This is a genomic window from Phreatobacter stygius, from assembly GCF_005144885.1.
In the GTDB taxonomy this organism is placed as follows: Bacteria; Pseudomonadota; Alphaproteobacteria; order Rhizobiales; family Phreatobacteraceae; genus Phreatobacter; species Phreatobacter stygius.
Window position 1 is genome coordinate 5621374 of record NZ_CP039690.1, and the last position, 15858, is coordinate 5637231.

Annotated in this window: 13 protein-coding genes and 1 pseudogene; 10 read left to right on the forward strand and 4 right to left on the reverse strand. The window is 66.8% G+C overall.

Annotation, left to right across the window (positions count from 1 at the left end; all coding sequences use genetic code 11):
• Positions 1–136 precede the first annotated feature (136 nt).
• Positions 137–1723 (forward strand): AMP-binding protein, encoded by a 1587-nt coding sequence (locus E8M01_RS26625; RefSeq protein WP_136962915.1) that lies wholly within the window; start codon positions 137–139, stop codon positions 1721–1723.
• Positions 1724–1826: 103 nt separating this feature from the next.
• Here the strand turns inward: E8M01_RS26625 and E8M01_RS26630 are convergent, their stop codons facing one another.
• Entirely contained in the window at positions 1827–2732 is a 906-nt protein-coding gene (locus tag E8M01_RS26630) for a LysR family transcriptional regulator (RefSeq protein ID WP_136962916.1), read from the reverse strand.
• Between the two features lie 94 nt (positions 2733–2826).
• Here E8M01_RS26630 and E8M01_RS26635 point away from each other — a divergent pair, with 94 nt between their 5' ends.
• The 5 genes from E8M01_RS26635 (at position 2827) to E8M01_RS26655 (ending at position 8036) form a co-directional block, all read left to right on the forward strand.
• Entirely contained in the window at positions 2827–3789 is a 963-nt protein-coding gene (locus E8M01_RS26635; RefSeq protein WP_136962917.1) for an SDR family NAD(P)-dependent oxidoreductase, read from the forward strand.
• A gap of 75 nt (positions 3790–3864) precedes the next feature.
• Complete coding sequence (locus tag E8M01_RS26640; protein ID WP_136962918.1) at positions 3865–4794, forward strand: LysR family transcriptional regulator; 930 nt, start codon at positions 3865–3867, stop codon at positions 4792–4794.
• A 101-nt stretch (positions 4795–4895) separates the two neighbouring features.
• Positions 4896–5564 (forward strand): DUF4286 family protein, encoded by a 669-nt coding sequence (locus E8M01_RS26645; protein WP_136962919.1) that lies wholly within the window; start codon positions 4896–4898, stop codon positions 5562–5564.
• Between the two features lie 221 nt (positions 5565–5785).
• On the forward strand, positions 5786–7090 hold the full coding sequence (locus E8M01_RS26650; protein ID WP_136962920.1) for an MFS transporter: 1305 nt from the start codon (positions 5786–5788) through the stop codon (positions 7088–7090).
• A 106-nt stretch (positions 7091–7196) separates the two neighbouring features.
• Positions 7197–8036: an NHL repeat-containing protein gene (locus E8M01_RS26655; protein WP_136962921.1), complete on the forward strand. Its 840-nt coding sequence runs from the start codon at positions 7197–7199 to the stop codon at positions 8034–8036.
• Between the two features lie 18 nt (positions 8037–8054).
• Here E8M01_RS26655 and htpG read toward each other — a convergent pair whose 3' ends face one another.
• Positions 8055–9953, reverse strand: a complete 1899-nt coding sequence (htpG, locus tag E8M01_RS26660; RefSeq protein ID WP_136962922.1) for a molecular chaperone HtpG — start codon at positions 9951–9953, stop codon at positions 8055–8057.
• Positions 9954–10102: 149 nt separating this feature from the next.
• Positions 10103–11002 carry a lytic transglycosylase domain-containing protein gene (locus E8M01_RS26665; protein ID WP_136962923.1) on the reverse strand — a complete coding sequence of 300 codons (900 nt, stop codon included), beginning with the start codon at positions 11000–11002 and terminating at the stop codon, positions 10103–10105.
• Positions 11003–11062: 60 nt separating this feature from the next.
• Between E8M01_RS26665 and E8M01_RS26670 the strand changes: the two genes are divergently transcribed.
• On the forward strand, positions 11063–11485 hold the full coding sequence (locus tag E8M01_RS26670; RefSeq protein ID WP_136962924.1) for a GNAT family N-acetyltransferase: 423 nt from the start codon (positions 11063–11065) through the stop codon (positions 11483–11485).
• A gap of 16 nt (positions 11486–11501) precedes the next feature.
• Here the strand turns inward: E8M01_RS26670 and E8M01_RS26675 are convergent, their stop codons facing one another.
• Positions 11502–12269, reverse strand: coding sequence for an SDR family oxidoreductase (locus E8M01_RS26675; protein WP_136962925.1), 768 nt, complete (start codon positions 12267–12269; stop codon positions 11502–11504).
• 334 nt (positions 12270–12603) lie between these two features.
• On the opposite strand from E8M01_RS26675, the gene E8M01_RS26685 reads away from it, so the two are divergent.
• From E8M01_RS26685 to E8M01_RS26700, 3 genes and pseudogenes are all read left to right on the forward strand, one after another.
• Positions 12604–13092 carry a hypothetical protein gene (locus tag E8M01_RS26685; RefSeq protein ID WP_136962926.1) on the forward strand — a complete coding sequence of 163 codons (489 nt, stop codon included), beginning with the start codon at positions 12604–12606 and terminating at the stop codon, positions 13090–13092.
• Positions 13093–13139: 47 nt separating this feature from the next.
• Positions 13140–14633, forward strand: coding sequence for an aminotransferase-like domain-containing protein (locus E8M01_RS26690; protein WP_136962927.1), 1494 nt, complete (start codon positions 13140–13142; stop codon positions 14631–14633).
• 336 nt (positions 14634–14969) lie between these two features.
• Positions 14970–15856, forward strand: a pseudogene (locus E8M01_RS26700) (ABC transporter substrate-binding protein).
• Positions 15857–15858 lie beyond the last annotated feature (2 nt).

Here is a 15858-nt window from a genome sequence, read left to right on the forward strand (position 1 = left end):
TCGGCCGAACGGCTGGCCCCGTCATGGCCGGGGGCGTCGCGAACCGCCTTTTCAAGACGAGGCTCGCGCGCGACACTTCGTTCGAGCAGGCCGGTCATCCCTCTGAACGAACCGGCGCCATGGGAGGTCACGATACATGCCGGCTTTGCCGCCATCACCGGGCCGTGTCGGGCCCTTCGCCGGCCTCGACGTACCCTGGCTTCTCCGGCTGCGTGCCGAGACGCGGCGCGATCACCCCTTCCTGATCTGGGCGCCCTTCGACCAGCCGGCCCGGACCTGGACCTATGGCGAATTCCACGAGCGGGTCGGCGCGCTTGCCGACGGCCTGGCCCGGCGCGGCATCAGGCCGGGTGAGTTCGTGCTCGTTCATCTCGACAATTGCATCGAGGCGCTACTCGCCTGGTATGCGCTGGTCGAGCTCGGCGCGGTGGCGGTCACCACCAACACCCGCTCGGCGCCGGCCGAAATGGACTATTACGCCGACCATTCGCAAGCGGTGGCGGCGATCACCCAGCCTGCCTATGGCGAACTGGTGGCGCGTTCGTGCAGGAACCTGCGCTGGATCGCGGTCACGGCCCATGATGCCGGGGTGACGCTGGCCCAAGGCCGCGGCACACCAAACACCGAGAGCTTCGAGGCGCTGTTCGCCGACAGCGCCGATCGGCCGCGACGGCCAGCCGATCCGCTTCATCCCTGCAGTGTGCAATATACCTCCGGCACCACGGCGCGGCCGAAAGCGGTGCTCTGGACCCATGCCAATGCGCTCTGGGGCGCCAAGGTCAATGCCACGCACGAGGATCTGCGGGCCGACGACGTGCATCTCGTCCACCTGCCGCTGTTCCATACCAATGCCCAGGCCTATTCGGTGCTTGCCGCGCTCTGGGTTGGCGCCACCGCCGTCATCCAGCCGCGGTTTTCGGCAAGCCGGTTCTGGAAGGTCGCGGCCGAACACCGCTGCACCTGGACTTCGGTGGTGCCGTTCTGCGTGCGGGCGCTGATGGAAAACGAAATCCCGAAAAGCCACACGTTCCGGCTCTGGGGCAGCGCCGTCTCGTCGCCGCCGACCGACGCCATCTTCGGGGTCCGGACCATCGGCTGGTGGGGCATGACCGAGACCATCACCCATGGCATCATTGGCGACGCCAACCAGCCGAACATTCCGATGTCGATCGGCCGCGCGGCGACCGAATACGAGATCCGGGTGGTCGAGGACGACGGCACCCCGACCTCTGTCGGCGGCACCGGCAATCTCCTGATCCGTGGCATTCCCGGCCTGTCGCTGTTCGCGGAATATCTGCACAATGACAAGGCCATGCGGGACAGTTTTGACGCCGACGGCTGCTTCATCACCGGCGACCGGGTGACGCTCCTGGAACAGGGGTTCATCCGTTTTGCCGACCGCAACAAGGACATGCTGAAGGTGGGCGGCGAGAACGTCGCGGCCTCCGAGGTCGAGCAGGTCATCCTGACCGTGCCGGGCGTGCGCGAGGCGGCAGTGGTTGCCAAGAAGCACGCCATGCTCGACGAGGTGCCGGTCGCCTTCATCATCCCGCACGGCGGCACCGCGCAGGCGCCGCCGGCCTTGCAGGACGATATCCTGGTTGCCTGCCGCAAGGCATTGGCCGATTTCAAGGTGCCGCGCGAGGTCCATTTGGTCGACGACATGCCGCGCGCGACGCTCGAAAAGATCGCCAAGGCTGAACTGCGCAAGCGGTTGGAGTGAGGGTGGAGAGACCGTAAGCCCTCAGCGTAGCCGACCGCAGGGCGAAAAGCGCTGATGAATCAACTCTCTCCCAGAGGGAGAGGGTTGATTTCACTGCTTGCGCCTAGGGCGCATCCTGCCACTTGATGTAATCCCCAAGCCCGGCCACCAGCGCGTCGAACACCACGCGGCAGCGGCGGCTCGAGCGCAGGTCCTCATGCATTGCCACCCAGGTGTCGAGCGTGAGCTGGAACGCTTCCGGCACCACCAGCACCAGCGCGGGATCGCGCTTGGCGACGCCGATCTGGCAGCCGCCGATACCATAGCCGGCGCGGATCATGGCGAGCTGGGCGAGGTCGCTGTCGGCGCGCAGGCCGAACAGCGTGCGGTCGAAGCCGGCGACGCGCCGGCTCATGCTGCGGATCGCCGCGGTCTCCTTGTCGAAGCCGATCAGCGTATGGCCGGCAAGGTCCTCGACGGTGGTCGGCGTGCCCGCGCGGTCGAGATAGCGCCTGTGGGCGTGAAGCCTGACCTCGATCCGGCCGATATGGCGCGCCACCAGCGCCTCCTGGCGCGGCTTGAACATGCGCACGGCGATATCGGCCTCGCGGCGGATCAGATTTTCGGCGCTACTCGACAGGGTCAGCTCGATCACCAGCCCCGGATAGCGCTGGCGCAGGGGTGTCAGGATCGGCGGCAGCACTTCGACGCCGATCACCTCGCTCGCGGCGATCCTGACCACGCCATGCACGGCCTCGCGTTCGCCGGAAGCGGCCCGGACCAGGGCGGCCGTGGTTGCCGCCAGGCTTTCCGCATAGGGCCGCAGCTGCACGGCCGCATCGGTCGGGGCGAGGCCGTGCTGGGACCGGGTGAACAGCTCCAGGCCGAGCGCCTGTTCGAGCGTGTCGACATGGCGGCCGATGGTCGGCTGCGCCAGTCCCAGCGTCCGCGCCGCGCCGGAAAGCGAGCCCTCGTCCATGACCGCGAGGAAAGTGCGATAGAGATCCCAGCTCGGGTCGATCTGCGTCATACATATATGTATAGCATCGGCACGGATTTGGGCAATTTCGTTTAAGTCCCGCCTCTCCCATCTTGTCCTCACAACGGGCCAACGGAGACACGAGATGGCACACGAGAAGACGGCACTGGTTCTGGGCGCGACCGGCGGTATCGGCGGCGAGGTTGCGCGGCGGCTGGCCGAGCGCGGCTGGCAGGTGCGGGCGCTGAACCGCGATCCCGCCAAGCTGACCAACGAGGCCAAGGCGGGTATCACCTGGATCGAGGGCGACGCCATGCGCACCGACGATGTCGTGGCAGCCGCCCGCGGCGCCTCGCTGATCGTCCACGCGGTCAACCCGCCCGGCTACCGGCGCTGGAGCGAATTGGTGCTGCCCATGCTGGAGAGCACCATTGCGGCGGCGCGGGCCTCCGGCGCGCGCATCGTGCTGCCGGGCACCGTCTATAATTTCGGCCCGGATGCTTTCCCCGAGGTCGACGAGACCTCGGCGCAGAAGCCGGGGACCCGCAAGGGCGCCATTCGCGTCGAGATGGAACGCCGTCTAGAGGCGGCGTCGGGCGAGGGCGTGCGGACGCTGATTGTCCGGGCCGGCGATTTCTTCGGGCCGAAGGCTGCCAATAACTGGTTCTCGCAAGGCCTGGTGAAGCCCGGCCAGCCGGTCTCGCGCATTTCCTATCCCGGCAAGCGCGGCACCGGCCACCAATGGGCCTACCTGCCGGATGTCGCGGAAACCATGGTCCGGCTGATCGAGCGCGAGGGCGCACTGGACGCTTTCGCGGTCTTTCACATGGAAGGCCATTGGGACGCCGACGGCAGCGAGATGATCGGGGCGATCCGCCGGGCCACCGGCAAGCCGGGGCTGAAGGCCGGCGCTTTTCCCTGGTGGCTCGTCACCCTGGCCTCGCCCGTCGTGCCGTTGTTCAAGGAAATGGGCGAGATGCGTTATCTCTGGCAGGTGCCTTTGCGCATGGGCAATCAACGGCTCAGGTCGGTGCTTGGCGAAGAGCCGCATACGCCGCTCGACGCGGCCGTGCGGGCGACGCTCAAGGGGCTCGGCTCGCTCGGCTGACCCGGGCGGTCCATGCTAGAAGGGCCGTTCATTCCGCCCCGCGCGATCCCAAGCCCTTGCGAGCGAGTCCGATCGGTGAACACACGCTTTCTCGAAGCCTTCGTCTGGGTGGTCAGGCTCGGCAGTTTCCGCGGAGCCGCGGAACGGCTGAACCTGACCCAGGCGGCGATTTCGAGCCGCATCGCCTCGCTCGAGGAGGATTTCGGCCAGCGCCTGTTCGATCGTGACCCGCGCGAACTCAAACTCACCTCGGCCGGACGCGTGCTGTTGAGCTATGCCGAACGCATGCTCGAAATCGGCCGTGACATGCAGGCCGCGATGCGCACCAATTCGGAGCTCTCGGGCACCCTGCGCATCGGCGTGGTCGAGACCATTGTGCACACCTGGCTGATTGACTTCCTCAATGCCTTGAAGAGCCGGCATGGGGCGCTCGAGATCCAGCTGACCGCCGAACCGACGCACCGCCTGCACGACGATCTCAGGCGCGGCCAGCTGGATATCGCGATCCAGACCGACGCGGTGCTCGACGAAACCATCCGCAACCGCGAGATCGGCCTCATGCCGATGGGCTGGATCGGGCCGCCGTCCGGCGCCGGCGCGGCCAAGACGATGCTGACGCTGGCCGAACTCGCCGAACGGCCGCTGATCGCCATGACCCGCGGCTCGCAGCCGCATCTCGCCTTGCTCGACACCTGCCGGCGCGAAGGGGTCACGCCGAAGACCATTCATTGCGTCAGTTCGATCGCCGCGATCATCCGGCTCGCCGGCGCCGGTTTCGGCGCGGCGGTGCTGCCGCTTGCCGCCATTCGCGCTGAGCTCGCCGCCGGTACGCTCTCCATCATCCCGTGCACGGCGAGCCTTGGCCCGTTGCGCCTGGTCGTCAGCCACCGCATCGACCCGACCACACGGGCGGCCGAAGTGGTCGCGGCGCTCGCCTCGGAGGAAGCGCTGAAATTCGCGCTCGACGTCGGCGCGGAGATGGCGACGCCTGCCCGCGAAGGCTGACGCGGAAAATTCTATCGCCAGCCATCAAAATTCCCCGTTTGACCCTGGCCCGGCCGGATATCGATATGGCAGCCCATGTTGCCAGTCTATCGAGAGTGCAAATGGCTGATCAAACGAATTGCCCGGGCTTGCTATTCGTATGGACCGATATCGATCCGCTGTTCGAGGCTGATTTCAACAAATGGTATGACCGCGAACACGTGGAAGAACGTATCGCGATCAGGGGCTTCGTGGTCGGAACCCGCTATATTTCCAGCCAGGCGCCGCGCAAATACCTCGGCCTCTACAGGACCGAGAACCTAGATGTCTTCAAGAGCGCGGATTATCGCCAGGCCTTCGAGCACCAGACCGCCTGGTCGGTGACCAATTTCGGCCGGATGCGCAACGCGTTCCGGAGGGTCTGCGCGATCACGGCGGAGACCGGCATCGGCGCCGGCACCTGGCTCGCCATCATCCGGCTCGGCCGCCAGGCGACGCCGGTCGATCTCCTGACGCTGGCCGATCTCGGCCGCACCGTGTCGAACATCGACGGCGTGATCGCCACCCGCCTGCTCGAGCCGGATCCGGAGCTTTCGACACCGCTGCCGGCCGAGCCGGCGGAGAACCGCCTCCTTGATCCGATCCTGCTGATCGAAGGGACATCGGAGCCCGCGGTGTCCAATGCCTCGCGCCTGGTCACCGAGCAGATGGGCATCCCGGCCGCGGAGATCGCCACCATGCAGATGATGTGGCGCCTGCAATCGACTGAAATCCGCCGTCAGGCCGCATGAGGGCAGGGCTGCTCGCCGATCCGGCTGCCCGACAGGCCAGACGGCGTGTCGATCGGGCTGGTACCGGCCGGCCAAGGAGCGACTGACCGCTTGGGCGGCCAAGGCTCGGCCGATCCGCCAGGCCACATCTTCGTCACGAGTTCAGGTCAAGGGGCCGCAGCGCTCCGCCGGCAAAGCCATGGCGTCCGACAGGCATGGGAACAATCCAGAGGGAGAACCAAATGACGGCCATCACGGCGACCGAGCAACTGCCCGAGAGCCCCGACATGCGCAAACTGGCCTCCGCCAGTCTGATCGGGACAACCCTCGAATGGTATGAGTTCACCATCTACAACACGATGGCTGCGCTGATCTTCAACAAGGTGTTCTTTCCCTCCTTCGACCCGCTGGTCGGCATTATCCTGGCCTTCTCCACCTATGCCGTGGGTTATGTCTCCAGGCCGTTCGGCGGCGTCATCTTCGGGCATCTCGGCGACAAGCTCGGCCGGCGCTTCGTGCTGGTGGCGACCCTCGTGCTAATGGGCGTGACGACCCTGCTCATGGGCCTCCTGCCGACCTATGAGACGATCGGCGTGATGAGCCCGATCCTGCTGGTCGCGCTGCGTTTCGTGCAAGGCGTGGCGCTCGGCGGCGAATGGGCCGGCGCGGTGCTGCTGTCGGTCGAGCACGGCCGCCAGGACCGGCGCGGCCTCAACGCCTCCTGGACCCAGATGGGGCCTTCCGCCGGCACGCTGATCGCGACCGCCGTCATCGCGCTCGTCACCTTCGGCCTGTCGGACCAGGATTTCCTCGCCTGGGGCTGGCGCATCCCCTTCATCCTCAGCGTCGTCCTGGTGATCTTCGGCCTGTGGATCCGCCGCGGCGTCGACGAGACGCCGATGTTCAAGCAGATGGAAGAGCACAACACCAAGGCCGAGGCGCCGATCGGCGAGGTGCTGAGCCAGCACTGGCGCCGCCTGATCGTCGCCGGTGGCGTGCGCATTGGCTCGGACGTGCTCTATGCCCTCGTCGTGGTGTTCATCCTGACCTATGTCACGCAGGTCTTGAACCTGCCGCGTTCGCTGGCCTTGACCGCCGTGCTCGTCGGCGCCGGCTTCAACGCGGCCGCCGTGCCGCTGTTCGGGCTGCTCTCCGACAAGATCGGCCGGCGGCCGGTCTATGCGCTCGGCGCCATTGGCGGCATCGTCTGGGCCTTCGCCTTCTTCGTCCTGCTCGACACCCGGGAGCCGCTGATGATCGTGCTGGGCGCGACCGTCGGCCTGCTGTTCCATGCCGCCATGTATGGTCCGCAGGCGGCCTTCATCGTCGAGCAGTTTCCGACCCATGTCCGCTACAGCGGCTCGTCGCTGGCCTATACCTTTGCCGGCGTGGTCGGCGGCGGCTTCGCGCCGCTGATCATCGCCGCGCTGTTCCAGCACTATGGCAGCACCACGGCGATTTCGCTCTATGTGGTGGCGGCCCTGGCGATCACGCTGACCATGCTGGCCGTGGCGCGTGAAACCTCCCGCGATCACCTCAACGAGTGATCGGCAGGAGACCCGTGCTTCACCTCTCTCCCTCATCGGGGAGAGGTGGCGGCCGGGGGCGGGGGACCGCTACAAGGGTTGCGAACGATCTCGCAAGGGGGCGGCCGTGTCGCAGGAACTGGTTACGACGGATGGCGTCCGCCACTACGCCGTCGAGCGCAATTGGGCAAAGCTGCCCGCCGGGCGGGACTTCGGGCCGATCAGCCAAGTGGCGGTGCGCCGCGACGGGCGCGTCGTTGTCGTGCGGCGCGCCGAGCCGGCGGTGCTGGTCTTTGCTCCCGACGGCCAGCTGGAAGAGAGCTGGCATCATGCGCAATTGCCGAGCGTGCACGGCATTGCCTTCGACGCCGGCGACAACCTCTTCATCACCTCGTTCGACGCCCATCAGGTGCTGCGCTTCGATGCCGGGCGCAACATCACGCTGGAGCTCGGCGCCTTCAACCGGCCGAGCTGGTCGGCGCCGTTCAACCATCCGACCGATATGGCCATTGCCGCCGACGGCGAGATCTATGTCACCGACGGTTATGGCAATGCCCGGGTTCATCGCTTCGGCGCCGACGGGCGGCTGATCGGCAGCTGGGGCGAGCCGGGCACGGCCGCCGGGCAGTTCGCCTGTCCCCACGCGGTTTGGGTGACCGGCGACGACAGGGTGATCGTGCTCGATCGCGACAACAACCGGATCCAGGTCTTCGATCGCGACGGCGTGTTCCTGGCGGTCTGGACGGGTTTCACCAAGCCAATGGACATCTGGGGCGATGCCGCCGGTGACCTCTTCGTCTCCGACCAGACGCCACGCATCGTCAGGCTCGGCGGCGACGGCCAGGTCAAAGGCGCGATGCGCGCCTTCGCAGCCTATCCGCACGGCCTCTCGGGCGATGGCGCCGGCAATCTCTTCGTTGCCGAACTGCAGCCCTCGGGCCTCGCCAAATACCGGGCGATCGCCTGAGAGCGCACGTCGCGGGTTCTATCCGGCCGCCTTCAGGCCGCGACCAATGAGCCGTCCCAACCGCCCGGAAAAAGCCTTGGCGTCGACCGGGCGCTCGCCGTCGAGGATTTGCGCCTCGTCGAGCAACAGGCGGGCGGCATCCTCGCGAAATGTGGCTTCAGCCTCGCCAAGTGCTGCCAGCCGCACGACGAGATCATGGCTCGGGTTGATTTCCAGAACCGGCTTGGCGGCCGACGGCAGCCGGCCGGAGCCGGCCAGCAGCTTCTCCAGCTGCCGGTCCATGCCGTGGTCGGGCGCCACCAGGCAGACCGCGCTTTCGGTCAGGCGGTCGGAGGCGCGGACGTCGGAGACCTGATCGCCAAGCGTCAGCTTGACGAAGGCGATGAAGCCGGTCACCGCCTCGCTCGCTTCGGCCGAAGGCTGCTGTTGCCCATCGGCGAGCGGGATCAGATGCAGGTCGGCCGCGCCCTGCGTCACCGATTTGAACGGCTTGCCGTCATAATCGATGCCGGCGGTGACCCAGAAGCTGTCGACCTGGTCGGGCAGCAGCAGCACCTCGATGCCGCGGGCACGGAACCCCTCGAGCTGCGGCGAGACCTCGAGCCGCTCCAGGTCGTTGCCGGTGACGTAATAGATGGCGGTCTGATTGTCCTTGAGCGCGCCGACATAGTCTTTCAGCGTGCGCCAGGCGCCGCCGGAAGCGGTGGTCTTGAAGCGGGCGAGGCCGAGCAGCGCTTCGCGCCGCTCGAAATCTTCGTAGAGGCCTTCCTTGAGGACCGCGCCGAAGGTTTCCCAGATCTTGGCATAGGCTTCGGCATCGCTCGCCGCGAGCTTGTCGAGCTCGCCGAGCACGCGGTGCGTGACGCCCTTCTTGATGGCACCGAGGATCGCGCTTTCCTGGATCATCTCGCGCGAGACATTGAGCGGCAGGTCGGCCGAATCGATCAGCCCGCGCACGAAGCGCAGGTAGCGCGGCAGGAGCTCGGCCTCGTCGGTGATGAAGATCCGCTTCACGTAAAGCTTCATCCGGCCGTGGCGATCCGGATCGAACAGGTCGAACGGCTTGGTTTCGGGCACGAAGGCGAGCACCGAATATTCGTGCCGGCCTTCGGCGCGGTAGTGCAGGGTCAGCGCCGGCTTGTCGAACTGGCCGGCGACGCTGCGGTAGAAATCGGCATAGTCGTCTTCGCTGATCTCGGATTTGGCCTTGGTCCAGAGCGCCGCGCCGTCGGCGATTTCGGCGGGTTCGGCGCCGGGCTTGTCGAGAATGGCGATCGGCACCGGCACATGGCCGGACTGCGCCTTGACGATGCGTTCGAGCGTGAAGCGCTCGGCATAAGACTTGGCGTCCTCCATCAGGTGCAGGACGACGCGGGTGCCGCGGACCGGCGCCTCGTCGAGGCCGGCATGGCCAACCGTATAGGAGCCCTTGCCGTCGGAGGACCAGATGGCCGCCTCGTCGCCACCGGCGCGGCGCGAGACGACGTCGACCCGGTCGGCGACCATGAAGACCGAATAGAAGCCGACGCCGAACTGGCCGATCAATTGGGCGCCTTCGCCTGCCTTGTTCGCCTCGATCCGCTCCATGAAGGCCTTCGTGCCGGAGCGGGCGATGGTGCCGAGCGCTTCCACCATGTCGGCGAGGCTCATGCCGATGCCATTGTCCTCGACCGTCAGGCGGCGGTTGTCGGCATCGAGCGTCAGCGTGATCCTGGGCTTCGGGTCGTCGCCGAGCAGGGCCGGGTGGGCGATCGCCTCATAACGCAGCTTTTCGCAGGCATCGGCCGCGTTCGAGATCAGCTCGCGCAGGAAGACGTCCTTGTCCGAATAGACCGAATGCACCATCAGGTGCAGCAGCTTGGCGACATCGGCCTCGAAGGTGCGGCTCTCGGGGGCGGCGGCGTCGACTGTGGTCATGGCAGGCTACGGCTCTCTTCGTTGCGGGCGAGGCACCAGATGGCGGGAACCGGCGGGGATTTCAAGGGTGCTGATCTCGACCTGTCGCGGCGGCGGCGCGGGCGGCGGCTCCGGCGCAGGCCACAATACCGGACGGCCATCGCGCCCGCTCAGGTGCGCCCGCCGTTCCTCAGCACGATGCAGGCGCCGCCGGCGGCGCGGATCCGGTCGCAGAGGACGTCGGCCGCGCGGCGCGTCGGCGACGGCACGCGCACCCGGTAAAACGGGCTCGATCCGCGGCTGCGCAGCCTGGAGCCGAGGATCATCGGCTGGACGTCGCCGAGAATGCCGGCCAGCCGCTGGCGCGCCCGGCCATAGCTGGCGAGCGCGATAGCCTTGGAGAAATGGCCGGCGAGCTGAACGCCCCAAGGAGCGAACGGCCCTTCGACAGCGGCCAGGATGCCGCCCGGCCGGCGCAGTTGCGCCGTCACCTGCGGGCAGGTCTGCGGTGGCAGGTCATGGGCGATGCCTGCCGGCGGCGTGCCTCGCCGGATCTCCTCGGCCCAATCCTGGGCCGTGCGGCCGGTGATCCGATAAACATAATCCTGGGTCTCGGCCGGCAAGCCGCCGCGGCCCTCGAGAAAATTGGCGACCCGGGTCGGGCCGCCATTATAGGCGGCCGCCGCCAGGCCGAGATTGCCGAACTGCTTGACGTGGTCGGCCAGCAGGGCTGCCGAGGCGGCAATCGCCTGTTCCGGATCGAAGGGGTCGGCAAGCCCGCGTTCGCGCGCGGTCCCGGGCATGAACTGGGCAACCCCTTGGGCTCCGGCCGGGCTCACCGCGCCGATGCGGAAACTGCTTTCCGCCCAGATCAGCCGGGTGAAGAAATGCACCGGCAGGCCCTGTCGCCTGGCACCGGTCTCGATCAGCCGGCAAAGCGTCTGTTCAAGGGTCTCGCCATCAGGGGCCTGGGCGAGGGCGCGCCCAGGGGCTAAGGCAAACAGGCCGCCGGCCAGCCAAAGCGCCAGTCCCACCGCGCCACACGTGAACCGGCGGCTGTTCAAGGGCATTCCCTGGTTTCGCATGGCCAGCGCATTATCATTTCAGACGATCCGGACAAAGGGCACACCATGCTGGTCGAATTCAGACAGGTCAGGCAAGGCGACGAAAGGCTGTTCGAGCGTGTTGCCGAGGACGTCTTCGACGAGCCGATCGACGCACGGCGCCTGGCAGCCTATCTGGCCGAGCCGAGCCATCACATGATCGTCGCGTTACATGACGGCTGGATTGTCGGCCAGGTCATGGCGGTGGTGCACCGCCATCCCGACAAAGCGACCGAGCTCTATATCGACGAGGTCGGGGTGACGCCGGACCTGCAGAGACAAGGCATTGGGCGGGCCATGCTCGACCGGATGTTCGCGCTCGGACGGAACCTCGGCTGCAGCGAAGCCTGGGTCGGCACCGAGCCCGACAATGTTCCGGCCCGGGCTCTTTATGCCGAGCGTGGTGGCCCTGCGGGCGAGACCTTCGTCATGTATGTGGTCGATCTCTGAGCCTCCGCCCTGATGGTCAAATGGTGACGCCGCCGTCGATGACGATGTTCTGGCCGGTGACGAACGAGCCGGCCTTGGAGGCCAGGAAGACGGCGGCGCCGGCGATCTCGTCGGGCTCGCCGATGCGGCGCAGCGGCGTCGTGGCGGTCCGTTCGGCCAGGCCCTGCGGATCCTCCCACAGCGCCTTGGCGAAATCGGTCTTGATCAGGCCGGGGGCGATGCAGTTGACCCGCACATTGTGCGGGCCATATTCGACCGCCAGGTTGCGCGCCAGCTGCATGTCGGCGGCTTTCGAGATGCAATAGGCGCCGATGATCGGCGACCCCCGCAATCCGCCGATCGACGAGATGATGATCACCGAGCCGTCGCGGCGCTCGATCATCCCGGGTACGACCATCGAGATCAGCCAGTTGTTGGCAATGATATTATTGCCCAGGATCTTACTGAACTGATCGTCGGTGATATCGGCGAGCGGGCCGTAATAGGGGTTGGACGCGGCATTGCAGACGAGCACGTCGATGACCGGGCCGAGGGCATGGCGGGTCTCGTCGACCAGCCGCTGGAGATCGTCCTTCGACGAGATGTTGGCCGGCACGGCAATGGCCCGGCCGGGCCCGTACCGGCCGTTGATCTCGGCGGCCACCGCCTCGCAAGCGGCGGCCTTGCGGGAGGAGATCACGACCCTGGCGCCATGCTCGGCGAAGCGTTCGGCGATCGCCTTGCCGATGCCGCGCGACGAGCCGGTGATGATGGCGGTTTTCCCGGCGAGATCGAACAATGTCATGCGTGGCCTCCCTCTGTTGGTTGGCCTGCAGGATGCCCGGTTCGGGCCCCCGTGAATACTCGCCCGAAACGCGGAGGATGGGCGGCAAAGCCTGCTTGAGCATCCTTGTTTAAAACAGTTCCATGCGACAAGATCACGCGCGCCGGGTCGTCCGGTGCGTGGTCGTTGGCGGAGGCGCCGGACCAATGCCCGGTTCCGCAGGTGCTGGGGCCGCAGGCCGGCATGGCCTCGGGGGCAACGGCGGCGGGATCCGGACGGCGATGGGCGGCGCCGGCGTCAGGACCGGCCATAGCGTGATCAGTCAGTGCAGTGCGACGACAACAGGGGCCATGTCATGGATCTCTCGACATTCACGACGATTCACACCGCGATCAGCATCATCGCCATCATCGCCGGAATTCCGGTGATCTACGGCCTGTTCGGCGCGACGGTGAATTCGTTCTGGACGACGCTTTTTCTGGTCACCGCAGTGCTGACCAGCGCCACCGGCTTCGGTTTCCCGTTCAACGGCGTCCTGCCCTCGCATGTGGTCGGCGCCATCGCGCTGGTCATCCTGGCGCTGGTGATCGTCGCCCGCTACGTCTTTCATGGCGCCGGCCCATGGCGGTGGATCTATGCGGCGGGCATGGTGTTCAGCCTCTATTTCCTGGTTTTTGTCGCGATCGCGCAGGCCTTCATGAAAGTCCCGGCCTTGCGAGCGCTGGCTCCGACCCAATCGGAATTGCCCTTCGCCCTGTCGCAGGGTCTGACCCTGGTGATCTTCGTGGCGCTGTCGATTGCCGCATCGAAGACCTTCCGTCCCAGTTCCGCCGACGCGATGTGAGGCGACGGGCACTTCCACGCACCCCTGCGGCACTCTACTAAGCGGCGATGGCGTCAAAGACCAAAGGCACCGTGGCCGACCTCGCCTGGGCATCCGTCTTCCCGCCGCGCGAAGCCGGAGACCGGCTGAGCTATGTCGCGATCATGCGCGCGGTGATCCAGGCGATCGAGGATCGGCGGCTGGCGCGTGGCACACGCCTGCCTTCGGGCCGGGACCTCGCGCGCATGCTCAAGATCGGCCGCAATACCGCGATGCTTGCCTATGGTGGCCTGGTCGAACAGGGCTATCTGGTGGTGCGGCCGCGCTCCGGCGTGGTCGTCGCCGAGCGGCTGCCGGGCCCGGCGCCGCCGACCGTCGATGCCGCGGGCGCGGTGGTCCCGGACTGGCGCGGCCGCTTCAAGATCGTGCTCGCCGAAGACGGCGCCGGGGCGCCGCGCGCCGGCGACGAGCCGGCCTATCCCTTCACCTATGGCCAGTTCGACCCGAGCCTGTTTCCGACCAACCATTGGCGGGAATGCGAGCGGGCGGCGCTCAGCGTGCTGGAAATCGCCCAATGGGGGCGCGACGTGGTCGACGAGGACGACGTCGAACTGGTCGAGCAATTGCGCCGGCACATCCTGCCGCATCATGGCATCTGGGCCCGGCCGGACGAGATCATCATTACGCTCGGCGGCCAGCAGGCGCGCTATCTGGTGGCCCAGCTGCTGGCCGGCCGGGACACGGTGGTAGGCATGGAAAATCCCGGCCTGGCCGATTTCCGGCACATCCTGGGGGCGACCGCCGCGCGGATCCGCGAACTCGCCATCGATGCCGGCGGCCTGGTCGTATCGGAGGCGCTGGACAGCTGCGACTATGTCTATGTCTCCGGCGGCCACCAGTGCCCGACGACCGCGGTGATGCCGGCCGAGCGCCGCCTGGCCCTGCTGGAGCGGGCGGCGGACAAGGATTTCATCGTCATCGAAGACAGCTACGACAATGAACTGCTACGCGAGCCGGCGACGCTCGCCGCCTTGAAGGGCCTCGACCGGCATCAGCGGGTCATTCATATCGGCAGCCTGTCGAAACTGGTCGCGCCGGGGCTTCGCCTCGGCTTCATCGTCGCGCCGGCCGTGGTCATCCGCCAGGTGAGGGCGCTCAGGCGGCTGATCCACCGTCATCCGCCCGGCAACAATCAGCGGGCCTTGGCGATCTTCATCGAGCGCGGTTATTACCGCGGCTATCTGCGCCGCGCCGCCAAGGCCTTGAGTGACAGGTCGCTGGCGCTCGACCAAGCCCTTCGCCGCTGGATGCCGGCCTTTGCCTGGCGGCATTCGCCGGGTGCGTCGAGTTTCTGGGTCGAGGGCCCCGAGGGCTTCGACTGCCGGCGGACGGCTGCGGTCGCCACCGCCAAGGGCGTGCAGTTCGATTCCGGCGACCGGTTTTTCCACGGGCCTGATCCGTGCCGCCGCTTCATGCGGCTCGGCGTCTCGTCGATTGCCGTGACCAGGATCGATGCCGGTATCCGCGCGCTGGCCGAGGCGGCGCGGGAATGCCAGCCGTAAACCTGGCTACTCCGGCTCTGGCCTTCGAGATTCACCCCATCTGGCCCTTCACCCTCGTGGGCCATCGCTCCTAGTGTTCCCGGCAGGCGGCAACCGGCCGCGCAAAAAGACCAAAAACCACCGAAATCGGGACCGGAGGCGTCGATGTCGAAACCTGAGCCAGATCGTCCGCATGCACCGGCACCAAGCCGTCGCGACCTGCTCCGCTCGTCTGCAGCGGTCTTAACTGGCCTCGGCGGCAGCCTGGCTGGCCTCGGTCTCGGCGGTGGCCTGGCCGCCGTCGGCCCGGCCGACGCGCAAGGGCTGACGACGCTCAAGGTCCAATATGACTGGCTGATGAGCAATGGCCAGATCGGCGATGTCGTTGCGGCGAAGAAGGGCTTTTTCGCCGAGGAGGGCCTGAACGTCAGCTTCGTGCCGGGCGGCCCGAATGCCCAGACCGTGCCGCCGGTGCTGACCGGCCAGGCGCTGGTCGGCCAGCTCTCCGGCACCTCGCAGGCGCTGATGGCTTACGGCGCCGGCCGGTCAAGATGTTCGCCTGCGGTTATCAATATTCACCCTATGCCTTCATCTCGCTGCCGCGCGCGCCGATCCGCATTCCCTCCGATTTCGTCGGCAAGACCGTGGCGGTTCAGCCGACCGGCCGGTTCATCCTGGACCTGATCCTGACGCAGCACCGGATCGACCCCGCCAAGGTCAGGGTGGTCAATATGGGCCATGACATGACGGCGCTGACCACCGGCCAGGTCGATGCGGTCACCGGTTTCATCACCAATACCAAGGCCATGTCGGTGATTGGCCCGGATCGCATCGTGATGACCTCGGAATCGGCCGGCATCACCAATTACGCCAATGCCTATTTCACCTCGGCCGAGACCTATGAGGCGCAGAAGCCGGTGCTCGGCCGTTTCATCAGGGCTGTCGGCAAGGGCTGGGGCTGGGCTTTCCAGAACCGCGCCGAGGCGATCGATATCCTATGCGACGCCTATCCCAATCTCGACCGCGAGATCGAACGCGCCACCGTCGACATCGTCATGGAGATCTCGTTCGACCGGGTCACCCGGACCAAGGGCTGGGGATGGTTCGATGCCGAGCGGATCGAACGGCAGATCAAGCTGTTCGACAGCATCAAGCGGTTCGAAAGCCGGGTGCCCGATGCCGCCGGCTTCGCCACCCATGAAATCCTCGACATGACCGCCGATGTGCGGCCGCGACTGGGCTGATC